The sequence below is a fragment of the Akkermansia muciniphila genome, from assembly GCF_030848305.1.
Lineage (GTDB): Bacteria > Verrucomicrobiota > Verrucomicrobiia > Verrucomicrobiales > Akkermansiaceae > Akkermansia > Akkermansia muciniphila_A.
The window spans coordinates 1-23,516 of sequence record NZ_CP114598.1; the positions used below are offsets into that span (position 1 = coordinate 1).

General features: G+C 57.2%; 18 protein-coding genes. 16 read left to right on the forward strand and 2 right to left on the reverse strand.

What is annotated here, in order from left to right:
* From dnaA to O4G22_RS00035, 7 genes are all read left to right on the forward strand, one after another.
* The gene (gene dnaA, locus O4G22_RS00005) at window positions 1-1,407 is read left to right on the forward strand and encodes a chromosomal replication initiator protein DnaA (protein ID WP_022198053.1); all 1,407 of its coding nucleotides are present in this window, start codon (window positions 1-3) and stop codon (window positions 1,405-1,407) included.
* Window positions 1,408-1,567: 160 nt separating this feature from the next.
* The gene (locus O4G22_RS00010; RefSeq protein WP_022198052.1) at window positions 1,568-2,503 is read left to right on the forward strand and encodes an ABC transporter ATP-binding protein; all 936 of its coding nucleotides are present in this window, start codon (window positions 1,568-1,570) and stop codon (window positions 2,501-2,503) included.
* Window positions 2,504-2,557: 54 nt separating this feature from the next.
* Window positions 2,558-3,340, forward strand: coding sequence for an ABC transporter permease subunit (locus tag O4G22_RS00015; protein ID WP_022198051.1), 783 nt, complete (start codon window positions 2,558-2,560; stop codon window positions 3,338-3,340).
* Between the two features lie 34 nt (window positions 3,341-3,374).
* Complete coding sequence (locus tag O4G22_RS00020) at window positions 3,375-4,946, forward strand: DUF7088 domain-containing protein (RefSeq protein ID WP_022198050.1); 1,572 nt, start codon at window positions 3,375-3,377, stop codon at window positions 4,944-4,946.
* 28 nt (window positions 4,947-4,974) lie between these two features.
* Window positions 4,975-7,029: a DUF4340 domain-containing protein gene (locus tag O4G22_RS00025; protein ID WP_306713890.1), complete on the forward strand. Its 2,055-nt coding sequence runs from the start codon at window positions 4,975-4,977 to the stop codon at window positions 7,027-7,029.
* Between the two features lie 13 nt (window positions 7,030-7,042).
* Window positions 7,043-7,822 (forward strand): Nif3-like dinuclear metal center hexameric protein, encoded by a 780-nt coding sequence (locus O4G22_RS00030; protein WP_306701851.1) that lies wholly within the window; start codon window positions 7,043-7,045, stop codon window positions 7,820-7,822.
* 16 nt (window positions 7,823-7,838) lie between these two features.
* Window positions 7,839-8,804 (forward strand): RluA family pseudouridine synthase, encoded by a 966-nt coding sequence (locus O4G22_RS00035; protein ID WP_094136079.1) that lies wholly within the window; start codon window positions 7,839-7,841, stop codon window positions 8,802-8,804.
* Window positions 8,805-8,854: 50 nt separating this feature from the next.
* Here O4G22_RS00035 and O4G22_RS00040 read toward each other — a convergent pair whose 3' ends face one another.
* Window positions 8,855-9,730 (reverse strand): PEP-CTERM sorting domain-containing protein, encoded by an 876-nt coding sequence (locus O4G22_RS00040; protein WP_306701852.1) that lies wholly within the window; start codon window positions 9,728-9,730, stop codon window positions 8,855-8,857.
* A 292-nt stretch (window positions 9,731-10,022) separates the two neighbouring features.
* Between O4G22_RS00040 and pheA the strand changes: the two genes are divergently transcribed.
* From pheA to pgsA, 4 genes are all read left to right on the forward strand, one after another.
* Window positions 10,023-11,180, forward strand: coding sequence for a prephenate dehydratase (pheA, locus tag O4G22_RS00045; RefSeq protein WP_306701853.1), 1,158 nt, complete (start codon window positions 10,023-10,025; stop codon window positions 11,178-11,180).
* 43 nt (window positions 11,181-11,223) lie between these two features.
* Window positions 11,224-12,840 carry an alpha-L-fucosidase gene (locus tag O4G22_RS00050; protein WP_306701854.1) on the forward strand — a complete coding sequence of 539 codons (1,617 nt, stop codon included), beginning with the start codon at window positions 11,224-11,226 and terminating at the stop codon, window positions 12,838-12,840.
* A 24-nt stretch (window positions 12,841-12,864) separates the two neighbouring features.
* Window positions 12,865-15,249 carry an NAD-dependent DNA ligase LigA gene (gene ligA / locus O4G22_RS00055; protein ID WP_306701855.1) on the forward strand — a complete coding sequence of 795 codons (2,385 nt, stop codon included), beginning with the start codon at window positions 12,865-12,867 and terminating at the stop codon, window positions 15,247-15,249.
* A gap of 177 nt (window positions 15,250-15,426) precedes the next feature.
* Window positions 15,427-16,035 carry a CDP-diacylglycerol--glycerol-3-phosphate 3-phosphatidyltransferase gene (pgsA, locus tag O4G22_RS00060; protein WP_306701856.1) on the forward strand — a complete coding sequence of 203 codons (609 nt, stop codon included), beginning with the start codon at window positions 15,427-15,429 and terminating at the stop codon, window positions 16,033-16,035.
* 231 nt (window positions 16,036-16,266) lie between these two features.
* Here the strand turns inward: pgsA and O4G22_RS00065 are convergent, their stop codons facing one another.
* A complete protein-coding gene (locus O4G22_RS00065; RefSeq protein ID WP_306701857.1) occupies window positions 16,267-17,508 on the reverse strand; it encodes a hypothetical protein in 1,242 nt (413 codons plus the stop codon).
* A 339-nt stretch (window positions 17,509-17,847) separates the two neighbouring features.
* Between O4G22_RS00065 and O4G22_RS00070 the strand changes: the two genes are divergently transcribed.
* The 5 genes from O4G22_RS00070 to eboE all read left to right on the forward strand — a co-directional run bounded on the left by O4G22_RS00070 (window position 17,848) and on the right by eboE (window position 23,512).
* On the forward strand, window positions 17,848-18,036 hold the full coding sequence (locus O4G22_RS00070; protein WP_306701858.1) for a hypothetical protein: 189 nt from the start codon (window positions 17,848-17,850) through the stop codon (window positions 18,034-18,036).
* A gap of 50 nt (window positions 18,037-18,086) precedes the next feature.
* Window positions 18,087-19,376, forward strand: a complete 1,290-nt coding sequence (locus O4G22_RS00075) for a DEAD/DEAH box helicase (RefSeq protein WP_306701859.1) — start codon at window positions 18,087-18,089, stop codon at window positions 19,374-19,376.
* Window positions 19,377-19,488: 112 nt separating this feature from the next.
* Window positions 19,489-20,097, forward strand: a complete 609-nt coding sequence (locus tag O4G22_RS00080) for a hypothetical protein (RefSeq protein WP_306701860.1) — start codon at window positions 19,489-19,491, stop codon at window positions 20,095-20,097.
* A 494-nt stretch (window positions 20,098-20,591) separates the two neighbouring features.
* The gene (locus O4G22_RS00085) at window positions 20,592-22,037 is read left to right on the forward strand and encodes a Gfo/Idh/MocA family protein (protein WP_306701861.1); all 1,446 of its coding nucleotides are present in this window, start codon (window positions 20,592-20,594) and stop codon (window positions 22,035-22,037) included.
* 332 nt (window positions 22,038-22,369) lie between these two features.
* Window positions 22,370-23,512 carry a metabolite traffic protein EboE gene (gene eboE, locus O4G22_RS00090; RefSeq protein WP_306701862.1) on the forward strand — a complete coding sequence of 381 codons (1,143 nt, stop codon included), beginning with the start codon at window positions 22,370-22,372 and terminating at the stop codon, window positions 23,510-23,512.
* The last annotated feature ends 4 nt before the right edge of the window (window positions 23,513-23,516 follow it).

The following is a 23,516-nucleotide window of genomic DNA, read 5'->3' on the forward strand; positions in this document are numbered from 1 at the left end:
ATGACGCCGCCATCAGAACTGTCTGCCACCTGGTCCAGAATCACGGGAGCCCTGCAAACAATCATGTCCCCGGAGGTGTATGGATTGTGGTTTCCCAAGTTTTCCCTGCTGGAGGATTCAGGGAAGGCTTTGACGCTGGTGTGCGACGATCCTATGGCCGCCCTCTGGGTGGAAAACAGCTATACGCCGGAGCTGAAGCAGGCCGCCATGCTGGCTCTGGGCACGGAACGCCAGATCAAGTTCGTCTGCACGGATGAAGTGGCTTCCATGCCCGCTGCAGAAGGCCAGCCGCAAAAAGCCTCATCCCGGGCCAAAACGCCGCAGGCGGCGGATTCCCCGGCCGCACCGGTCAAAAAACAGCGCACCCCGGCAGCCAGGGCATGCCTGAATGACTTATATACGTTTGATTCGTTCGTGGTTTATGAAGACAGCCGCTTCGCGTATCAGGCCGGGCTGTCCGCCGCCCAGTCGGAACGGCCCCTGTTCAATCCGCTTTTCCTGTACGGAAAATCCGGCGTAGGTAAAACCCATTTGCTCCAGGCCATCGGCCATGAAGTGCTCCATCAGGATTCATCCACCAATGTGGTGTACGTCACGGGCGAACAGTTCGCCAATGAATTTATTGACGCTTCCCGAACCCAAAACGGACAAAGCTTCACCAAACTGCGCCGCAAATACCGCAAGGCTGACGTCCTGCTGGTGGACGATGTGCAATTTATCTCCGGCAAGGAAAAAACGGTGGAAGAATTCCTGCATACGTTTGACGAACTGTTCCATGCCCACAAAACCATCGTGATTTGCGCGGATGCCGCCGCATGCGACATTTCCAATCTGGACCCCCGGCTGGCGGCGCGCCTGGAATCCGGCCTTACGGTAGAATTGAACCTTCCGGACGACAACGCACGGCTGGAAATCCTGCGCAGCAAGCGCGACCGGGCCGGCATGAACGTCTCCGACGAAATTCTGGAGTTTCTGGCCAGCCGCATCCAGAAGAGCGTGCGCCGTCTGGAAGGCGCGCTGCTCCGTGTGGCCACCTTTACTTCCCTGTCCGGAGACATGCCTGATATCGCCAAAATCGAGCAGCTTCTACGCGACATCCTGCGGGAAGAAACAAGCCGCATCCTGACCGTGGATTCCATCCAGAAGCGCGTGGCGGATTTTTACGAACTTAAGGTGAGCGATCTGACCGGCAAGCGCCGCCCCAACAGCATCGCCTTTCCGCGCCAGATCGCCATGTACTTGAGCCGCCGCCTGACGGAACGCTCCCTGAAGGATATCGGCCAGGCATTCGGCGGACGGGACCACGGCACCGTCATTCATGCGAACAAGCTGGTAGCCTCCCGTATGGAAGAGGATGTGCGCGTGAGGGACATCGTCCAGAGGCTGGAAGAAGAGCTGAGGGATTGATTTCCCTTCTCTTCGTTCCCTGCCGGCCAGGCGGGAAAAGCTCCGCCCCCGTTTAGCCCCCATGGCTTTTCAAACGAAAGAAGCGCTTCCGCGGAGCGGGGGAGAATAAGCTTGAGGCGAAAGCGGTTTGGATTAGAATCACCCTGTTCCCATTGATTCCATGATCCACGCCGACCAGCTTTCCAAAGAGTTTGGCCGCTTTCAAGCGGTAAAGAATGCATCCTTCCAGATTGAAAAGGGGGAAATCGTAGGGTTCCTGGGGCCGAACGGCGCAGGCAAAACCACGACTTTGCGCATGCTGACCGGCTATCTGCCCCCCACTTCCGGCACAGCCACGATTGCGGGGTTCGACATTGTGAAAAATCCCCTGGAGGCTCGCAAACATCTGGGTTATCTGCCGGAACACGTGCCTCTTTACGACGATCAGCGCGTCACGGAATACCTGAAATTCCGCGCCAGGCTTAAAGGCATTTCTTCCAAGCAGATCTGGCCTGCCGTCTCCAAGGTTGTAGAACAATGCGGCCTGGATCCCGTGCGCCGCAAGATGATCCGCACCCTTTCCAAAGGCTACCGCCAGCGCGTAGGCCTGGCGGACGCCCTGCTGGGGGAACCGGATCTGCTGATCCTCGACGAGCCCACCAACGGTCTTGACCCCAACCAGATACGCCAGATACGCGAGCTGATCAAAGGCCTGGCGGCCAACCACACCATTATTCTTTCCACCCACATTCTCAGTGAGGTGGAAATGATTTGCAACAAGGTCATCATCATTGACCAGGGAACTATCAAGGCGGCGGATACCCCCTCCAACCTGACGGCCAACCTCCGGGCAGCCGGCAAGATTACGCTGGAATTCCGGGGAGACTTGGCCCTGATTACGCAGAAACTGGAAAACCTGGAACATGTGAAGAAGGTCATCCATGAAGGAACGGACGCCGACGGCTGGCATACGCTGACCGTACGCGCGGAGGCCGGGACGGATACCCGTGAAAAGGCCGCGCGCCTCCTTGCGGAACAGGGATGCCCCCTGCGCCATATTTACCGCCACACCCCCACGCTGGAAGAAGTGTTCGTGGAAATGACCCGCAAAGATTAACCCCCATTTTTCCAGCCCCGCCCATCCACCACCTCCCATTTCCCTTTTCTCCCCATGTCTCCAGTACTTACCATTTTCAGAAAAGAACTCAGAAGCTACGTAATGACTCCGTACGGATGGGTTATCCTGGCTTTCGTCATGGCCCTTCAGAGCGTCTCCCTGTCCGGCACGCTAAAGGCTTTTCAACTGGCCCCGCAGAAGGAAGGCATCCTGTTCTTCATCCTGCATTCCCCCATGTTCTGGTTTTACTTCCTGTTCATCTTCCCGCTGCTCACCATGCGCTCCCTGGCGGAGGAAGAAAAGACGGGAACGCTGGAATCCCTGCTTACCACGCCCATCAAGACATGGCAGGTGGTCCTGGGAAAATACTTCTCCGCGTACGCCTTTTACATCATCCTGTGGCTGCCCATGCTTCTCTACCCCACCCTGGCGGACTGGTCCAACCTGATTGTGCAGTGGATTTACGGATATGACGCGGGCATGGTTCTTCCCTACCGCCTTGCGGACTGGGCCGGGGCATACGCCATACTGCTGCTGATCGGCGCCTGGTTCACGGCCATTGGCATTTTCGCCTCTTCCATGACGGGCAGCCAGATTATTTCCGGCATCATCACCATCGGCCTGCTGGTTCTGATTTTCTTCATGGGGCTGATTCCCGTGGTGTGGGGGGAATTCCCCGCGGCGGGGATTTTCCACTACATGTCCTGCTCGGAACATCTGGACCGCTTTTCCGCCGGACTGGTTGACACACGTCCCGTCGTATTTTACCTGACCATGACGGTCCTGACGCTGGCCGTCACCATCCGCATCATTGACCACCGCCGCTGGAAACACTGATTCATCCCGCCTTCACCCCTTTTCATTTTTATCTATGAGCGAAACACCAGACACCCCCGCCGCGGCTGCGGAAGCCTCCCAGCCCGCCGCCCGCAAGGTCAAACGCCCCTGGATGACCTGGATCAAGCTTTTCCTGCTGTTCCTTATCGTCGTATGCCTGAATTACGTGGGCTGCCACGAGTATTACCGCCGGGACCTGACGGAAGACCAGCGTTATGAAATATCCCGCCAGAGCATCAACATGCTCCAGTCTCCGGAAATCCAGAAGCGCAAAACACCCGTCAAAATCACGTTCGCTTTCCTGCGCACCACGCAAAACTATACCCGCATGCGTTCTCTGCTTGAGGAGTACGAACGTTATTCCAACGGCAAAGTGAAGGTGGAGTACGTGGATCCCCTCCGCCAGCCGAACAAGGCACGTGAAATCTCCAATATCTACGGAATTGAATTCAAGAAGAACCTGGTCATCATTGATGCCCGGGAAGATACGGAAAAAGCGCTCAAGACGTTTGAAGGCACCCAGGCAGACGCCGCCCACGTGCGCATCCTGCCTGGAGACGCCTTCGTAGTGTACGCCCCCGGGCCGGACGGCAAAAGCATGAAGGCGGTGGCCCTCCAAATTGAAGATATGATGACTGCCGGCATTTACGGGGCGGCCAACGGCGAACCGCGTAAAATCTATATCGCGGCGGACAAGAGCAACTTCAACGAGGCCCTGAGCAACAACCAGGAGGAAAGCATCTTCACGACGCTGGGCAAAATCTGCCGTTCCGTCAACCTGCAGCTTGTACCCATCCGCATGAGCGGTCTGGAAGAGATTCCGGAAGATGCCGCGGGATTTATGATCATCGGTTCCAAATATGATCTGTCCCCGCAGGAGGCGGAAGTGCTCCAGCGGTACTGGGCGCGCCCGAACGCCGCCATCCTGATCATGCTGGAACCCCGGAATGACACCCCCAGACAGCTCTACCGCTTTCTCCGCGAACAGGGGCTGCGGCCCCAGAATGACCGCGTGATGCTCCGCAACAGGGGCAACCGTTCCGTTTTTGAAATTAACTCCATTTTCGCCCCCTCCCTGAATTGCACCCGTGAATTCTGGAATTCCAGCACCGGGCTGGAAGGGGAGAGCATCTCCCTTATCCTGGATTCCGACAACGCGGCCATGGAACAGAAGCGCATTACGCCGTATCCCCTTCTGGTAACCACGGAGGATTATTATGGAGAAACCAAATACAACCAGTTCCCAGCCAAGTTCGACGCGAGGGAAGACAATCCGGGTCCTCTGATGATCGGCGCGGCCCTCATCCGGGGGAATGCCGGGGACGTGAACCAGAACAAGACTACCGGGCGCCTGGTTCTGCTTGGCAATACGGACCTGCTTCAGCCCCGGCAAATCAAACCGGAACAAAGGGATTTCATGCGTACGCTGATCGGCTGGATGACGGACCGTGAAGAATTGCGCGGCCTCGGCTCCCGCCATGACCTGACCGTCAAGCTGAATCTGGACCGCAATGCCCTGGGCGTTTTGGAACTCCTGACGAATATCGGCCTCCCCCTGCTGGCGCTGCTGATCGCCCTGATTATCTGGAACACGCGCCGTCATTAACCCCATCCACGCCCATTACCGGAAGCACATGCGCACATTCCGCTTTATCCTTCTCATCCTCATCGCCCTCGCTTCTGTCGGCGCGGCGGTGCTCCTCACCATTGACGGCAACCTGTCCCGCATCATCGGGCGCACCGCTTTCAGTTCCGGAGAACGGCTTTTCCCGTACACCCGGGAAGAAATGAACGAGGTTTCCTGGATGCGCATCAATTGCGTGGGGGATGTCGCGGAATTCCGCCGCAAACCCAACGGCGTCTGGTGGTGCGAAAAGCCCTGGAACGACCGTATGGACCCTCGCGCGGCGGCGGCCATTCTCCAGTACACGTACTCCACCAGCATCGTGGACGCATTGCCCCTGCACAAGATTGATTCCGCCTCCCTGAAGGAATTCGGCGTGAAGACCACTCCCGTTACCATCACTCTCAAGGAAATGAGCGACGACGGAAAGCGTTCCTCCACCGTGGCGCGCTATACGCTGGGTTCCCCGGCGCCCTGGCTGGTGGACGATCCGGAAAACAAGACCACGGATGACACCACCTATATGCAGACGGATTTCTACGGACGGGACACCCGCATTCTGGTGGGCACCGGGAACATCCTCCCTCTGTTCAAGTCCGGCATCCGCCAGCTTCGGGACCACCGCCCCCTGCTCCTGCATCCGGCCATGCCCGCCTCCATTGAGATCAATAACCGGGGCCAGCGCATCGCCCTGGAGCGCAAGACTCCCGGCTCCCCCTGGAAAATCACGTATCCCCTTTCCCTGGATACGGACCCGGCCATGATGGAGGTGCTTCTGGGCACGCTTCAGAAACTGACCGCCGTGCGCGTGTACAACCCGGAGGAAACAAGCGTACCGGACATGACGGATGATCAAATCACCTCCGTCTCCATCAGGAATTTCACAGGCAGCCTTTCGGGGGACGGCAAATCCCTGCAAATGGAGGAACAGCCCGTCACGCTTAGGATTTACCCTCCCTCCGACAACGGCAGCCTGTCCGAACTGGTCAAGGCCACCGTTTCCGACCGCAAGGCCGTCTTTGAACTGGCGCAAACGACGGAAACCAACAAGGAAATCCCCGGCATACGCAATATTCCGCTGGATCTGGATCTTTTGCGTTCCAAGCAATTGACGGACATCGGGGATTACAAAATTACCGGCCTTTCCATCCGCAAGAGCTTTCAGGATTATCCCACCATTGCCCGCTTCATTCAGGGAGATGAGAAAAAAGGCATCAAACCCACCTGGCTGTACACGGCAGAGGGCGCCCGTTACCAGGAAGCTAATCCGGATCATCTCATTTCCCTGCTGAAAACCGTTAAACAGGGAAAAGTGGCCGGCTTCGCCTCGGACAAGGCTACGGATCTTTCCGTGTACGGGCTGGATAACCCCAGAATGACGCTCACCATGTCCCTTCTGCCCAAGCCCGGTGAAGAACCCCGCCCCCCCGTGACGGTGTTTTTCTCCAAGGGAGCGGACGGTTCCTGGTATGCCCGACAGGCCGGGAAACCCACCGTCGCCATACTGGACAACGCCTACATGAGGGATTTGCTGGCAGATGCCCTGGCCTGGAAAAAAAAGAGGCTTCTTTCCTTCAGCAGGTTTGACCTCAGAGAAATGCACCTGGACCGCATCGGTTCCGGAGGCCCCCTGATTCTAAAATTCGACCGTCTGGACGATTCATGGACGGCTTCCAGGAACGGGAAGGATGAAACCCTGAATATTAACCCGAACCGCGCCAACCGCTATCTGGACGAACTGGAAAAAATGGAGGTGAGCGCCTGGCTCCCCTATACGGACGTCATGGCGCATGAAGCCCTGAAAAATCCCGTTTTCCGCCTGAAACTCGTCCTCCAGTCTTACAAGGATGCGGGCCCCGTGCCAACCAAATCCGGCGTCGGCGATATTACCTTTGCCCCGGAACCGGAAACGGAAGACAAAGTCATCACGCTGGAAATCGCCCCGGCGGGAGAAGCCGGATACAGCAGGTTTTATTACGGCAGAGTCAATACAACCCCGAATTATTTTATCCTGAACATGGACGCCGTACGTCTGCTCGGCGCCAGCCTTTCGGAAGACAACTAACCATTCCTCCCGCATGAGCAAGATTGAGCTGCACACCGCCATTTCCTTTCTGGACGGAATCCTTTCCGTGGATTCCATTCCGGACGCCTCCCGCGCCCTGAACGGCCTTCAATTGGAAAACGGAGGCACTGTTTCCAAAGTGGCCGCCGCCGTGGACGGCTCAGAAAAGGCCATTCATGCGGCCCTGGAAACAGGGGCGGACCTGCTCATCCTTCACCACGGCATTTTCTGGCAGCCCATGCAGCCCATTACCGGCATCGCCTACCGGAAGCTGAAAGCCGCCATAGACGGGAACCTGGCGATTTACGCCGCCCACCTCCCTCTGGACGTCCACCCCGCATACGGCAACAATGCCCTGCTGGCGAAGGCCTGCGGCCTCCGTTCATGTTCTCATGAAGGGCTGGACTATCACGGCGTTTCCCTCGGTACGCACGGAGAATTTTCAGGTACATGCGCGGAATTGGCGCAAAAGCTGGAAACCGTCCTCGGCGCGCCCGTGCAGGCCTTCTGGCAGGATTCCCCGGAGGCTCCGGCCGGAAATGTCTTCATCTGCACCGGAGGCGCGGGGGACGATCTTGCCCAGGCCGCAGCCCTCGGCTGCCGCACCTACGTAACCGGGGAAGGTTCTCACTGGAACATCCCCCTGGCCCAGGAACTGGGCGTCAATCTGGTCTTCGGCGGCCACTACTTTACGGAGACGTTCGGCGTAAAGGCCTTGGGGCTTCTTCTCAAGGATATTTACGGGCTGGACTACACTTTTATTGACCTGCCGCCTTCCTCCTACAGCCATTGACCAAACGCCGCGGAACATGAATCTGACTACGGACGACGCCGACGGAAAAATCCGCCTGGACCAATACCTTGCCGCCCACCTTCCGGAACTTTCCCGCTCCAGAATCCAGAACCTGATCAAAAGCGGGGACGTATTGGTCAACGGTTCTCCCGCCAAGCCTAAAAACCCCGTTTCCCGCGGCGACTCCATCACCGTCCGCATTCCGGAGCCGGAACCGGCGGAAGCCCTTCCCCAGGATATCCCCCTGGACATCCTGTATGAAGATGAAGACGTGATCGTCATCAACAAGGAAAGCGGCATGGTCGTGCATCCCGCGGCCGGCAACCCGGACGGCACCATCGTAAACGCCCTGCTCCACCACTGCGGGGATCTCTCCGGCATCGGCGGAGTGGAACGCCCCGGCATCGTCCACCGCCTGGACAAGGACACTTCCGGCTGCCTGGTCATCGCAAAAAATGACGGCGCCCACCAGTCCCTGACGGCGCAGTTCGCGGCCCGCAGCACGGAAAAGCGTTATCTGGCCGTCGTCCAGGGCATTCCTTCCCAAAGTTCCGGCACGGTCTTCACCCATATTGGCCGCCATCCCGTGAACCGCCTGAAAATGGCGGTAGTCAATCCCGGTTCCGGGAAGGCCGCCATTACGGACTACGATTTGCTCTGCGCGGACCCGGCCACGGACTCATCCCTGGTTCTGTGCACGCTGCACACGGGAAGAACCCACCAGATACGCGTGCACATGCTCCATCTGGGCCATCCGCTCATCGGGGACCCCATTTACGCCAAGCCCGCCCGGCAGAAGGCCAAACCCGGTCGGCTCATGCTCCACGCGTGGCGGCTGGGCTTCGACCACCCGCGCACGGGAAAGCGCATGGAGTTTGAAGCTCCCGTCCCGCCGGAATATACGCCGTGGCTCCAACTCTTCCCCAACGGGCTTTACGGGACCATTCCGGAGCCCCGGAAGAGACATGACGGACAAGGCTGACACGTCGCGCCCTTTTCCGTGGTCCACACACAGTTCTCCCCTCAGGAATATCAGAGGCGCAACCGGCGCTTCCTGCGCAGGAACAAAAGACTGCCGCCTGCAAGAAGGAGAGAAAAAGAAGCCGGCTCCGGAACCGCTTCAATCAGATTCAGTCCATAGGCGGAGTCAATGTAATAGTCGAGCGTTGAGTGGTACCCGTCCATATGAAGATAACCATTTTTTTCAGTCAGGGAGCAGGAACGCAACGCGGTCGTATCATCATCGGAGTCAGTAAAATAGATTTTGGTAAGCAGCCCTGTTCCGTCATCCCTGTCGACTCCCCAAAGAGTAATCGCGTGCCCCATGGCATCATTCGCAGAAATGCCAAGACTTACCCCATAGCAGGAATTCAGGGAAGAAACGATAAAATCGGAACAATAAGCGGAAAACGTGTCGTACCCGGACGGGAGGCTGCTGGACGTTTCCGTCGTCATATCGTTCCAATAATAGATATTTTGTTGATACAGCTTCGGGTTATAATACCCCCCTCCCCATGTTGATGGATCCAGCGTATGCGGCATGGAATACCCATACTCATCAAGCCCGAAATCATAAGGCAAATAGCTTCCCTCATACCACCATTCCCAAGCATACTGGGCGGCGCCGCCCAAATCCTGAAAGGAATTGACATAGGTTCGGAAAATATTCGCCCCGGTCGGAGTCCCGTTATTCGCGCAGGAGGCATAGGAGCTATTCTCTTGCCACCAATTGATGAGGTTGGAAGCGGAAGCGGCCCAGCACAAGTAGGTATCTCCATTCCACGATTTGTTGAAATCGCTCCATCCGGATTCCTGCGTTACACCGTAGGTCCAGACAGAGCCGGAAAAAGCCGGAGAAGAAGAGAGCAAAACGCCGACACAAAAAGCATAGAGGGAATGATATCTCATGTTTTATTTCGTACTTTTTTTTATTCCAAAAACAAGTTTTTAATAGGAAGGACACAAAAAAACGTTCTCTTCGCTCGGCAACTCTATTTTCGTCTCATCCTTCCCTGCCCGCTTGAATTTCATCAGAACGAAGATTCTCTTCATCTTCTTTTTCCCGTGAGCGGAAAATTCCCGTTTTCCCCATTGCTCCGGGCCGCACCGTTTCCGGGCAGCAGCAGGAGCTTTAATCTTGATTTGCCCCCCCGGAACCGCTACCTTGACACGGCTTTAACCACACAGCTTTCACAGAGACATGGAGACCACGCACCACGGGGAGGACACCTCTCCGGACAATCCCCCCAGGCAGCAAAAAGGCGGAAACACGGATGAACAGACCATCGCCCTGACAAAGGCGCGCCTGGCTATTGACGAGGTGGACGCCCGGATTGTAGAGCTGTTAAAAAAACGCGCCGAATGGGTGCATGAAGTCGGCCGCATTAAAAAGGAAAAAAATTCCCCCATCTTCGTTCCCGAACGGGAAACGGCCATGCTCAACAAACTGAACCGCCTGAATGCGGGCGTGCTGCCGGAAGCCTCCCTTCAGGCTATTTACCGTGAAATCATCTCCTGCTCCTTCTTCCTGGAAGGCGGCCTGACCATTGCTTACCTGGGTCCCAAAGGGACCTGGAGCCACCAGGCGGCTCTCAAGCAGTTCGGAAAAAGCTGCGAACTCATTCCGTGCCAGAGCTTCAAGGACGTGTTTGACATGGTGGACCGGGGAAAGGCCCAGTACGGCGTAGTTCCCGTGGAAAATTCCTCGGAAGGCTCCGTCACCGCCGTGATGGATCTTTTCGTCACCTCACCCCTCAAAATCTGCGCCCAGATCAATCTGAACATCCGCAACAGCCTGATGGCGGATATTCCGCGGGAACACATCCGCATCCTGTATTCCCACCCCCAGGTCCTCGGCCAGACGAGGAACTGGATCCAGCGGCACTTCCCGAACGCGGAACTCGTGGAAACATCCTCCACTACGAAAGCCAGCATTCTTGCCAAGGAGAACGCCGCCATGGGCGCGGCGTCCCTAGGCTGCCCGCTGGCCGCGGAATTGTTCGGCCTGAACATATTGGAAGAAGACGTTCAGGACCAGTCCTGCAACACCACCCGTTTTGCCGTCATCGGACGCCAGGAAACGCAGCCCAGCGGCAGGGACCGCACCTCCCTGCTCATCCGCATCCAGCACAAACCCGGCACCCTGGCGGAAGTGGTCAACTGCTTCCAGCGGTACAACAATAACCTGATACGCATTGAATCCCGCCCGTCCAAAGTCATCAACTGGGAATACGTCTTCTACATAGACGCCGCCGGCCACATTCAGGAATCCCCCCTCCGGGAAACCCTTCCGGAGCTGGAACAGCACTGTTCCATGCTGAAAATTCTGGGCAGCTACGCGGATACGGACGTCATTTAAGCCGGTTCAGTCTTCCCCCAGCCTCACACCATCCTGAACAACCATGAACATAGCCACGATTGCCGCCCTGGCCGTCACTCTGGGGCTTCCCGCCCCGGCCCAGCAGTCCGTCACTAAAATCATTACGGAAAACGGGCAGCCCTCTCTGGCCCTGGACGAACAGTTCGCGGCCCGGCTGCGCGGCGGCGGAACAAAGCAGAACTCCCCGGCCACCGTTCCCGCGGAATTTTCGGCAACCGCGCCCGGACTCCCCCTCCCCGCGGACGCCAACCATGCCGCAGTCAGGGAAACGGCGGAGGAACGCAACCGGCGCATGGAATGGTGGAGGGACGCCAAATTCGGCATGTTCATCCACTACGGCCTGTATTCCGGACTGGCCGGGGAATGGAAAGGCAGGCCCGGAGGTTCCGAATGGATTCAAAAAAACGTGGAAGTGGATACGGACACCTACGCCGCGGAAGCCGTGCCCCTGTTCAAGCCCAGGGAAGGCCTGACGGAAGAATGGGCCCAGCTCGCCCGGGATGCGGGGTGTCAATATATAGTGCTCACCAGCAAGCACCATGAAGGCTTCGGCCTGTTTGACAGCGCCTTGACGGATTACGACGCCAAAAGCGCCGTGAACAGGGACATCATCCGCGAATATGCGGACTCCTGCCGCAGGCGCGGCCTGAAAGTGGGCCTCTACCACTCCGTCATTGACTGGCACCACCCGTCCTATGACAACACCATCTGCCCGGACCTCTGCTACCCTGCGGGGCAGGCGGCCATGCTTAACAGGAAAAACATTCCCCGCGACCACACCGCCTACCAGAAATACCTGCACGCCCAGGTCCGGGAGCTGATGACCCGTTACGCGCCCATCGACATCATGTGGTGGGACTACTCCCAGGGGGCCATGGAGGGGGCCAAAGGCTGGAAAGCGCCGGAACTGATGGACATGGTGCGCTCCATCAATCCCGGCGTCATCATGAACAACCGCCTGTACGCCTATTCCGGCCTGAACAAGGACCAGGCCGGAACGCTGGACCTGCGTTGCGGGGACTATATTACCCCGGAACGCTTCATCCCCCGGCGCGGATATCCCGGCGTGGACTGGGAATCCTGCATGACGGTGAGCGACAAATGGGGCTACAACCGCTACGACACCAACATCAAGTCCCCGGAAACCATCATTGAAAAACTGGTGGAATGCGTTACCAAGGGAGGCAATCTTCTGCTGAACGTCAATCCCATGGCAGACGGCACCATTCCGGAAAAAGTGGCCGCTACCATGCGCGGCGTAGGCCGGTGGCTCAACATCAACGGTGAAGCCGTGTACGGCACACGGGCATTCATTCAACTGGACCAGCCGGCCTCCATCAATCGGCAGGGGGATATCTTCGTCTTCCTGATTCCGCCGCCGGACAAGGGAGCGGCCCAGCCGCCCAGCGAAGGAACCATGAAAGAACTGACGGCGGGCGCGGAACACGCCCGCATGCAGCCGCTGGACGCCACCGGTTATGAAGATGATGAGGGAACGGCCGTCACCCTGCCCGCCGGCTATTCCAAAGCATTGCTTTTGGGGGACAACGCCGTCCTTCCCGTCGTCAACGGAACGGTTCTGTTCAAGGCTCATGAACATTCCAAAACACCCTGTTCCGTCATCAAACTGAGCAAATAGCCATTGTTCCCACTCATTTTTCCTATGGAGGAAGACCTTTTTTCCCTGGCAGCCGGCAAACAGCCTTCACAGCAGGCAACAAATGAAACGGCATCCCGGGCTGGGGAGGCGCGGGAAAACGCCGGCGCCGGCCACCCCGGAAACGCGGAGGAAACCGCTCCCCGCCGCATAGACTACCTGCGTGCCGAACTGCGCCGCCACAACCGTCTGTATTACGAACAGGCGGAACCGGAGATTTCCGACGCGGAATATGACGCCCTGTTCCTGGAGCTGGAAAAACTGGAAGAAGCCCACCCCGAACTGGCGGATCCGGACTCCCCCACGCGCCGCGTAGGCGGCGCCCCCCTCCAGGGCTTCAACCAGATCAGGCATGCGGTGCCCATGTTGTCCATTGACGACATTTTTGAGCAGCGGGACGCCCCCGTGCCGGATGAAGAACTGGCGGACTTCTACCATAAGCTGGCCAGGGCGCTGCAAACGGAGAAAGTTCCCGTCTCCGTGGAACCCAAGATTGACGGAGTGGCCCTTTCCATCATGTACCGCGACGGGAAGCTGGCTTATGCGGCCACGCGCGGAGACGGAGACGTTGGGGACGACGTAACGGCCAATGTCCGCACCATCCGCAGCGTTCCCCTCACCCTCCCCCCCGGCGCGCCGCCCGTGCTGGAAGTGCGCGGGGAAGTCTTCATGCCCAATGAAGCCTTCGCCAAACTGAACGAAGAACGGGACGCCGACGGGCTCCCCGCCTTCGCCAACCCGCGCAACGCCACCGCCGGAACCCTCAAGCAGCTGGACCCTCGGCAGGTGGCCGCCCGACCGCTGGCCTTCCTGGCCCACGGATTGGGCGCGTATGAAGGCCCGGAACTCAGGGACGCAAAAGATTTCTGGAACATGCTCCGCCACTGCGGCATCCCCTGCAATGCGCCGGTGTATTACACGGACAGCCTGGAATCCACGCGCCAAGCCGTGCGGGATATTGACAGGCTCCGCCATACGCTCCCCTACGGCACGGACGGAGCCGTTATTAAAATCAGCTCCACGGCTACGCGGGAAGCGCTGGGAGCTACGGCTCGCGCGCCCCGCTGGGCGGCGGCGTATAAATTCCCCCCGGAACAGAAGGAAACCACCCTGCTGAATATTATCGTGCAGGTAGGACGCACCGGGGTGCTGACGCCCGTGGCGGAATTGCGGCCTGTGCTGCTGTCCGGTTCCACGGTGGCGCGGGCCACCCTTCATAACCAGGATGAAATCGACCGGAAGGACATCCGCATCGGAGATACGGTGCTGGTGGAAAAGGCGGGGGAAATCATCCCCGCCGTTCTGAAAGTGAACCTCTCCAAACGCCCGGAGGACGCCAGGCCCTACAGCATTCTGGAAGCCACGCGGGGTCTGTGCCCCGCCTGCGGCAATCCCATCATGAAGGAAGAAGGGAAAGTAGCCTGGCGCTGCACCAACTTCACCTGCCCCGCGCAGGCCGTGACGGGCATCACTCATTTCTGTTCCCGTTCTGCTCTGGATGTGGAGAGCATCGGCTCTTCCGTGGCGGAAGCGCTGAGAAGCTCCGGACTGGCATCCTCTGCGCTGGACCTTTTCTCCCTGACTACGGACCAGCTCGCCAACCTGAACCTGGGCACGCCGGAGGAACCGCGCCGCTATGGGGAAAAAAATGCCCGGAAAGCGCTGGACGCCCTGCAAAACGCGCGAGGGCTTCCGCTGGAACGCTGGCTCATCGCCTTCGGCATTCCTCTGGTGGGGGAAGTTGTCGCCAAGGCGCTGGCGGACACGCATCCCGACCTGAAGCATGTGGCGGATTCTCCCTACCTCCGGGACATCGTCCGCCTGGATGAACTGATGGAAAAAGCCGCCAAAACCAACCCCAACACCCGCGACAATAAAAAGGCGGTGAAGGAAGGCGCGCTTTCCGCAGAAGCGGTACAGGAACGCCACCAGGAACTGATGGAGGAAATCGACCGCCTGACTGCCCCCTATCTGGCAACGGGCTACCTGCGTAAAAACACGGCCAAATTCAGCTATGGCTCCGAAATAGGCGTGGCGGCGGCCAAATCCCTCCGGAACTTTTTCTCCTCCGCAGCAGGGAATCACACCATGGACGTCCTGAACGGATTGGGCATCAATCCCCAGTCCCAGTCCTACCGGGCCAACTTTCTGGAAATCCCGGCGGGATCCCTGTCCGGAAAAACCTTCGTCATTACGGGAACGCTCAGCCATCCGCGGGACTACTTTGAACAGCTTATCGCCTCCCACGGAGGAAAAGCTACCGGGGCCATCTCCAAATCCACCTCCTTCCTCCTGGCAGGCAGCGGAGGGGGATCCAAGCGGGACAAAGCCCTCAAGCTGGGCGTGCCCGTCATTTCCGAGGAAGACTTCTACAAAATGATCGGAAATTAATTGCCGCAAAACAGCGGGAACGGGAAGCAGGAACTGAAACGCGCGCATCATGGTCCGGCTGCCTGTATCTTCGTATTCCCTTCTCTTTTTTCCGTGCGCCGTTTTCCGGAAATTTCATTCCCGAATCCAGCAAAAAAGCTTGCTACGGGCAGACATCTGTCCCCTAATAAACCGCGTATGCTGAACCTGCCCAATGCCATTACCCTGACGCGTATTGCCCTGGTAGTCGTCTTTACGGCAGCAGTCAGCGTCGCGGACCAGTATTCCTGGGGATACCTGGCCGCCCTGGTCACGTTCATTCTGGCTGCCTGCACGGACTGGCTGGACGGCTACCTGGCCCGCCGCCTGAATCAGGTCACCACCTTCGGCAAACTGATTGACCCCCTGGCGGATAAAATAGCCGTCTCCGCCGCCTTCATTTACCTGACGGGGGAAGGGCTCTGTCCCGCCTGGATTACCATTCTCATCATCAGCCGGGAATTCCTGGTCACCGGACTGCGCCAGATCGCGCAGGATCATGGCGTCATCATCCCTGCGGGGACATCCGGCAAATGGAAAACCGCCTTCCAGCTGGCCTTCTGCATCGACTGCCTGCTGGCCCTGACATGGACGCATACGCCGGAATACCTGCCCTCCATCGCGGACCGGCTGGCCGCGCTCTTCCTGTGGCACGGTTCCGGCGCATCCAACTTGCTGTACCAGGTTACGCTGTGGGGGTCCGTCCTCCTGACCGTTTATTCCGGAGCGGTTTACTGCGCGGGCGCCCGCAAATTCCTGCAACGCTGAACGTTGTCTTTCCCCCATCCGTCAGGAGGATGAAACAGCATTTTTCATTTTCCGGAACATTCCGTATCCCGGGCGCATGATTTCATTCCGCCAGGCTCCTGGATGAAAGAACGCACACGCTGAACCTTCTTCCATTGCTCTTCGTGCGTATGCAGAAAAATCCCGCCCCCCTTGAAGCCATATCCATCCTTTGTTCCGGGAGAGGAGCGCCTGTACAGATCTCAAGCCTCTTTACCTGTCCCTGATATGACGTTCCTCAAAAATATTGAGGGGATCATCGTGCTTGGCAGTTGGTTTGCCTCCGGTACTGCCTGATTTTTGTTTACCGGCCTTTTCCCATAATCTTTCCAGGGAAACAGGAGTTCCGTTCAAATCATACCGGCCAAGAGCAAACTGTTTACTGTCCCTGTCAAAATAGTAATTGTAACAATCCTTTCTTGGATAAGAAAAAGACTTTTTGTTCGGGGCGGAAGCAAAAAACTGTAATGATCCCGCTTCAGAATCACGAATCGAAATCTTTCCTTCTTGATCAACGCAAAGAAACAACGAATAAAAGATACCCTTTCGAGCATCATAACTGTGCCATCGGCTCCAAGCGTCATCCCTTCCCTCCTCACCCCTTATCCCGCCAAAGAGAAGCTCCCCGTCTTCCTTCCGTTCAACAAAAGTCTGTACAATATATAAATAATCTCTGCTGTTTTCCCTGTACCACGCAACATATTTTGAATCATTCCTTGCTCTCCTATCAACACGAACACCAAAAACAACCTTTTTCTCATCATTATCAGCGTACAATGTGTCTTCCTGTTCAAAAGTTACATATCTTTCATCCAATTTATAAAATAATTCCTGCATGACACTCTTCCATTGAGGTTCATTGGAATATAATGGGGTTGGCAGATACTCCCCGGTAAAAAGGTTTGTACGCATGGAAATAGACTTCCTCTTTTGCAACATTTTCTTTAAATATTTCATATTGAAAGAATTATCTTCTTTCACAAAATCCACCGGATATTTGTAATGATACGAGTTTGCCTGTTCAAAAAGAGCATCAATAACATTTTGATAATATTTTATCCCTGCCTCAGGAGTAAGGCGTTTTTGTTTCGCTTCAGCAAGAAATCTGACAAATGGATGCTCCCTGCCATTCCTGCCGGAATCCGGAAAACCGGCTTCCCCACCCCGGTTTTCCTCCCGCGTCAGATTATTCAATAACCGCTGATCAGCTTCTGAAAGTTTTTCCAGTAAAATGGTTTTGACCTTTCCTCCATTCACGACCAGCTGAATTTTATTACCCACCCTTCCCTCATACGTTGCTTTTAACTGATGCCCCGTCACCGCTGTCCAAATCCGGGGCTTGCTTAAATCCGCCCTTTCTTCCGATTGGAAATTTGCAAAGAGAGGGCTGCCGCAACATACGGCCAATACGGAAAAAATGACCATTCCATTCTTTATTTTTGTTTTCAGGGGCATAACTCATTTAACATGGTTTATCCAATGAATAAGTATACGGATAAGGAATCCGCTGATTGGAATATGTTGTCTCTAACATGGCGGCCTGCATCCCTGATGCAGATGAACCCTGAATTGGAACAGGAACAGGACCTCTTGGACGTTTCCCCTAAATTGTTCACCAAAAAATGAATCAGGCCATTCATACGCAGAATTTAGGGTTGACGGCGGATTCCTTATCCGCTTCATCCAATAATCCTTTTATACTCAGTTCCTATAAAAAATTCATGACAAAAACTGTTTCCAAAGCGGGGGGAAAAGGCGCTTCCAGGAACCAGACGCGTACCGGAATATGGAGCCATGACAGAGCAGGCGTTTTTATTTTTCTTGACAGATAATCTTCCTCGTGTTCTGATGAAGCCGTTCTCGCCGAATGGTGTTTGGTTGTTGATTGTTGATAGTCATTTGCGGTTGGCGGAATACGGGCGTCCCCGTCTTGACCTTTTCAGTATCGCTTCTGCGGGCTTTTTTGTTCCGTTATTGCCGTGATTCCGTCAGTTCATTGCAGCCGGGGCGCATTCACAGACACACCCACAGACATGGTATCGACTACATTCAGGGAGCTTGGCTTGTCGGCTCCCATTCTCCGCCAACTGGAGAACCTGGAGTACAAGACCCCCACTCCCATCCAGGCCGCCAGCATCCCGCTGCTGCTGCGGAACAAGGACCTGCTGGGGCTGGCGCAAACCGGAACTGGCAAAACGGACGCGTTCGCCCTGCCCCTTATTCAACATCTTTCAGAACGTCCCGGAAAACCGCCGGGCCGCCGGGTGAGGGCGCTTATTCTGAGTCCCACCCGGGAACTGGCCGCGCAAATTCATGAAAACATCCTCGCCTACGCCAGAGGGCTGCACCTGTCCACCGCCGTCATTTTCGGAGGCGTGGGGTATGTTCCCCAGTTCAAAAAGCTGGCGGGCGGCCTGGATATTCTCGTAGCTACGCCCGGCAGACTGATTGACCATCTGGAACGCCGGACTGTCAGTCTGGATAGCGTGGAAACCCTGATTCTGGATGAGGCGGACCATATGCTGGATATGGGATTCGCTCCGGCCCTGAAAAAAATCGTCTCCAGAATCCCGGAAAAACGCCACACGCAAATGTTTTCCGCCACAATGCCGGAAAATATCCGGCAACTGGCCCAGACCCTGCTTCAGGAACCGGAAACGGTGAGGGTCTCCCCTCCCTCCTCCACAGCGGACAGGGTGGAACAGTTCCTTTGCATGGTCGGCTCCCAGGCGGGAAAAAGGCCCCTTACCCTGGAACTGCTAAAACAGCAGGAGTTGCCTGGCCGCACGCTTATCTTTACCCGGACCAGGCATGGAGCCGACCGCCTGGCCTCCTTCCTGTCCGGAAAGGATTATCCGGCTTCCGCCATTCACGGGGATAAAAGCCAGAGCACGCGCGAACGCATGCTCCGAGAATTCCGCTCCGGGGAAACGCCCGTCCTCGTCGCCACGGACATCGCCGCCCGCGGCATTGACGTAAAAGACGTGCGGCTCGTCATTAACTATGACCTGCCGGAAGAACCGGAGGTCTATGTGCACCGCATCGGCCGCACGGCGCGCGCCGGAGCCGCCGGGCAAGCCATCGCCCTCTGTTCCCCGGAAGAAATCAGAAAAGCCAGGGATGTGCACAAGCTGCTGGGACGCCTCATTCCCGTACACGCTTCCAGCGCTTCCGTTCCTGATGAATTGCGTACGGTTCCGGGCGCGTGCAGGAAAAGGAGCAACTCTATGCAGGAAAAACGTTCCTCATTCCGCAAGGGGCCGCGGAAAGGATACGGAAGACGCAACTCCGCCGGAATGCACGGCAGCCGTTCGGAGGCATGATTTTAATCATTCAAAAAAACTTTTGAACGGAATCGGAGCCTGCCCGGTCTCACTTGCTGCAAACGGTTCGCCGGACCGTTCCAGTCGGGAAGCTTCAACCGGAGTTTCAATCATGAAAATAATCTCGTTCATCATCAAGACACTGTGCGCGGGCACCGTCGGTTCCCTCGCCTGCCAGGCCGCCATGCAGGCTTACGCGGATGACGTTCCCTCCACCTTCGTGGAAGGAAACTATTCCCCGGAAGTAGCCAGCTACGTGCAGAGCATCGCAGGCGTGGCGCTGGCCTCGGGCATTCATGATGATGACGAAAACGCCACCGGCAGTTATCAGGTTCTGGTCCAGGTCCTCAACAGCGGCAATGTAACGGAATTGCCGGAAGACCTGAAACGGGCCATTGAGATGCTGACCGACTACGTTCCCGACCCGAACGCGATCATCCAGCCGGTTCTGTCCAAAAAGCAGATCGAAAGGATGAGGAAAATGGCGGACCGCATTGAAAACCTGATGGAGGAAAAATACGGAGTGGACCTGGAAGACTGCATGAACATCATGAAGCGTGCGCTGGCCCCGTCCATCCCGGACATCCTCCGCTCCTGCGGCATGGAAGGCTCCCGGCTGCCCGCCACCACCGCTTTCCGCCCCAGGCTGGGCAAGGCTCTGAATGAGGCCTATGCCAGGCTTGCGGCTCCACAACTTCCCGCCACCGGCATGGCGCCATAACCGGACCATCTACGGATGATCGGGAAGATGATCCGATTCCACGGCATGCGGGCCCCAGCCAAGGGCCCCCTGGATAGAAGCCGCAGGAAACGGAATGATCTTCCCCTTCTCCGGGAACGGAAACGGCAGCCAGCGTCGGCGGCAACAAGCAACACCCTCCGGATGTCCTCCGATGCAGGGCCGATCCTTCGGAACGCGGAGCGGCGATACGCCCGCTCCCCTGCTTTATTCCCAAGCAACGGCATGCAACATCGGCACAACCGGATAATGCCCTTACAAGCCCCGTCCTTCCTGCTCTGCGGCAGGGACGGGGCTTTTTCCATGTCCGGGATTTTCAGAAGGCGGCGGCCTTCCCTCCTGATTCCCTCCCGGAATCAGGAACGCTCCTTTTTGACAGCGGAATGCATTTTTTTCACCATCCGTGAAAGAAAGATTCTCAAGCCGCAGTACCTGTGGTAAACTGAGAATTCAAATCTTTCATATAATTACCATTCATGGATCATTCATCATCACGCCGTCGTTTTCTTCAGACTCTGGGCCTGGCTACTGGCGCCCTGGCTGCCGGTCCCTTTGCCAACGCCCAGGAAGTCGCCCCCCTGGCTCCCAAGAAAATCACCATTCCGGACCCGAATAACATCGGCCCCATGACCACCTGGCCGCCGCGCAAGCCCGGCGCCATCTACATGGGCGGCTTCAGGGCTCCCAAGCTGGACAAGGTGCGCGTAGCCTTTGTCGGCGTGGGTGAGCGCGGCTCCATGCACGTGGGCCAGATGGCCGTTATAGAAGGCGCGGAAATCGTCGGCATTTGCGACCTGTATGAAGACTGGGCCAAGCGCAACGCGGACGTCGTGGAAAAGAAGACGGGCAAGCGCCCCCCCATTTTCACGAAAGGGCCGGAAGACTACAAGCGCATGATGAAGGAAGTCAAGCCGGACGCCGTCATCGTCTGCCCCAGCTGGGAATGGCACTGCCGCGTTACCTGCGACGTGATGAAGATGGGCGCCCACGCCTTTGTGGAAGTGCCTATGGCCGTCTCCATCAAGGAACTCTGGGAAATCGTGGATACTTCCGAAGAAACCAGGAAGCACTGCATGATGATGGAAAACGTCAATTACGGACGTGAAGAACTCCTGTACCTGAACATGGTGCGCCAGGGCGTCATCGGCGATCTGCTGTACGGAGAAGCCGCCTACATTCATGAACTGCGCAACCAGATGAAGCAGGAGGAACGCGGCACCGGTTCCTGGAGAACCTACCACTACGCCAAGCGCAACGGAAACGTGTATCCCACGCACGGCCTCGGCCCCATCGCCCAGTACATGAATCTGGCCCGCAAGGACGACTGCTTCGGCCGTCTCGTGTCCTTCTCCAGCCCGGCCCTGGGCCGTCCCGCGTACGCCAGGAAGAATTTCCCGGCGGACCACAAGTGGAACAAGCTGGACTTTGCCTGCGGCGATATGAATACCTCCATCATCAAAACCACCATGGGCCGCACCGTCCTAGTGGAATGGGATGAAACCAGCCCGCGCCCCTACTCCCGCCTGAATCTCATCCAGGGCACCCTGGGCACCCTGGCCGGCTTCCCGACCCGCGTAGCCGGCGAAAAGCTGGGCAACGGAAATTATCACGAATGGATTGAGGGCAAAGAAAAGCTGGCCCCCATTTTTGAAAAATACGAACACCCGCTCTGGAAGCGCGTCGGCCCGCTGGCCCTGAAGATGGGCGGCCACGGCGGCATGGACTTCGTGATGCTCTTCCGCATCATCGAATGCCTCCGCAATGGCGAACCGATGGACCAGAACGTTTATGAAGGAGCCTTCTGGTCCTCCGTCTCCGAGCTTTCCGAATACTCCGTGGCCCAGGGCGGCATGCCCCAGGTGTTCCCGGACTTCACCCGCGGAGACTGGAAAACGACCGCTCCGCTGGGCATCGTCCAGTAACAGCCGGTGACCTTCCCCGGCCCGGAGCTTTTCCGCCTCCACGGCACGCTTCCAGGCCGGGGCAAATGCCCTCTTTGCAAAAAAACAGGCCCAGCTTGCAAGCGGCCTGTTTTTTATTGCGTCAATGACATCCAATTCCAGAAGTTGAAAAACGCTGCAAGCGCCCCACTTGTCCGGAAAGGCTCCGTATGGCGCCAAAAAGCGGAATTCCATGAAATTTTTTTCCTCTCCCGGAACGTATACAGGATTGAAAAACGTTTAACGGGGCATGTTTTCCGCCCTGTCCCTCTCCCATAGGGGAATGCCGTTTCCTTTACATCGCACACGCCTCCATGCTTTCCTACTGCACCAATATTCATCCCGCCGAATCCTGGGCGGAAACCAGGGAAGCCCTTTTCACCTGCGTTCCCCGCATCAGGCAGGAACTCGCGGCAATGGACTCCCCTTTGAAGAATCTCCCGCTGGGCATCGGTCTGCGCCTGTCCGCCAGAGCGGCGGCGGAACTTCTGGAAACGCCGCACGCCGTGGAAGCCCTGAAATCATGGCTGGATGACCAGGGCGCGCGCGTGGAAACCCTCAACGGTTTCCCTTACGGTAATTTTCACGGGCAGCGCGTAAAAGAGCGCGTTTTCCAGCCGGACTGGACTACGCCGGAACGTTTTGAATACACCTGCAACCTGTTCCGCATTCTGGCGCTCATTGGAGACGAACAGGCTGACAGGCTGACCGTCAGCACGCTCCCCGCCTCACACAGCTGGTTTCATGCGGATGAAGAACGCCTCTTTTCCCGGCTGGACGCCATGAGCGGATTCCTGGATATGCTGGGCAGGCAGACCGGCCGCCTGATGCAGCTGGGGCTGGAGCCGGAGCCATTCGGTCATTTTCACGATACGGAAGGAGCCATCCGTTTCTTCAACGGCCTTCGCAACTATTCCCGCCGTCCCGAACTGATCGAACGCCACCTGGGGCTGACATACGATACCTGCCATTTCGCCATTCTCCGGGAAGAGCCGGAAGCCACTCTTTCCGCCTGGGAGGAGAACAACATCGCCCTCTGCAAGGTTCAATACTCCAACGCCCTGGAATGCCGCGTACGCGGTGAAGAAGACCTGGAACGCCTGCGCCAGTTTGACGAAGGCGTTTATTTCCATCAGACCAGCATCCGCAACCAGGACCGCACCATGCTTTTCCCGGACCTGCCCAATGCCCTGGCCTATGGACGGGACTATGCGGAGGAAACGCGGGATTCCCAATGGCGCATCCATTACCACATTCCCCTGTACGCTTCTCCGGAACCACCCTTGAAAGGCACGGAAGAATTCATCCTGAAAACGCGCTATTTCCTCCGGGACCGCCAAGGCCCGCAGCCGCACCTGGAGGTGGAGACCTATACCTGGAGCGTCCTGCCGGACCACATGAAGATGCCCCTGGCAGCCCAGATTGCCCGTGAACTGCATTACATTGAAACCCTGTAACGCC

What these genes read in the sequence shown, in the direction of transcription:
- dnaA (WP_022198053.1), top strand. Translation starts at nt 1, where the DNA reads ATGACGCCGCCATCAGAACTGTCTGCCACCTGGTCCAGAATCACGGGA.
- O4G22_RS00010 (WP_022198052.1), top strand. Translation starts at nt 1,568, where the DNA reads ATGATCCACGCCGACCAGCTTTCCAAAGAGTTTGGCCGCTTTCAAGCG.
- O4G22_RS00015 (WP_022198051.1), top strand. Translation starts at nt 2,558, where the DNA reads ATGTCTCCAGTACTTACCATTTTCAGAAAAGAACTCAGAAGCTACGTA.
- O4G22_RS00020 (WP_022198050.1), top strand. Translation starts at nt 3,375, where the DNA reads ATGAGCGAAACACCAGACACCCCCGCCGCGGCTGCGGAAGCCTCCCAG.
- O4G22_RS00025 (WP_306713890.1), top strand. Translation starts at nt 4,975, where the DNA reads ATGCGCACATTCCGCTTTATCCTTCTCATCCTCATCGCCCTCGCTTCT.
- O4G22_RS00030 (WP_306701851.1), top strand. Translation starts at nt 7,043, where the DNA reads ATGAGCAAGATTGAGCTGCACACCGCCATTTCCTTTCTGGACGGAATC.
- O4G22_RS00035 (WP_094136079.1), top strand. Translation starts at nt 7,839, where the DNA reads ATGAATCTGACTACGGACGACGCCGACGGAAAAATCCGCCTGGACCAA.
- O4G22_RS00040 (WP_306701852.1), bottom strand. Translation starts at nt 9,730, where the DNA reads ATGAGATATCATTCCCTCTATGCTTTTTGTGTCGGCGTTTTGCTCTCT.
- pheA (WP_306701853.1), top strand. Translation starts at nt 10,023, where the DNA reads ATGGAGACCACGCACCACGGGGAGGACACCTCTCCGGACAATCCCCCC.
- O4G22_RS00050 (WP_306701854.1), top strand. Translation starts at nt 11,224, where the DNA reads ATGAACATAGCCACGATTGCCGCCCTGGCCGTCACTCTGGGGCTTCCC.
- ligA (WP_306701855.1), top strand. Translation starts at nt 12,865, where the DNA reads ATGGAGGAAGACCTTTTTTCCCTGGCAGCCGGCAAACAGCCTTCACAG.
- pgsA (WP_306701856.1), top strand. Translation starts at nt 15,427, where the DNA reads ATGCTGAACCTGCCCAATGCCATTACCCTGACGCGTATTGCCCTGGTA.
- O4G22_RS00065 (WP_306701857.1), bottom strand. Translation starts at nt 17,508, where the DNA reads ATGCCCCTGAAAACAAAAATAAAGAATGGAATGGTCATTTTTTCCGTA.
- O4G22_RS00070 (WP_306701858.1), top strand. Translation starts at nt 17,848, where the DNA reads ATGACAGAGCAGGCGTTTTTATTTTTCTTGACAGATAATCTTCCTCGT.
- O4G22_RS00075 (WP_306701859.1), top strand. Translation starts at nt 18,087, where the DNA reads ATGGTATCGACTACATTCAGGGAGCTTGGCTTGTCGGCTCCCATTCTC.
- O4G22_RS00080 (WP_306701860.1), top strand. Translation starts at nt 19,489, where the DNA reads ATGAAAATAATCTCGTTCATCATCAAGACACTGTGCGCGGGCACCGTC.
- O4G22_RS00085 (WP_306701861.1), top strand. Translation starts at nt 20,592, where the DNA reads ATGGATCATTCATCATCACGCCGTCGTTTTCTTCAGACTCTGGGCCTG.
- eboE (WP_306701862.1), top strand. Translation starts at nt 22,370, where the DNA reads ATGCTTTCCTACTGCACCAATATTCATCCCGCCGAATCCTGGGCGGAA.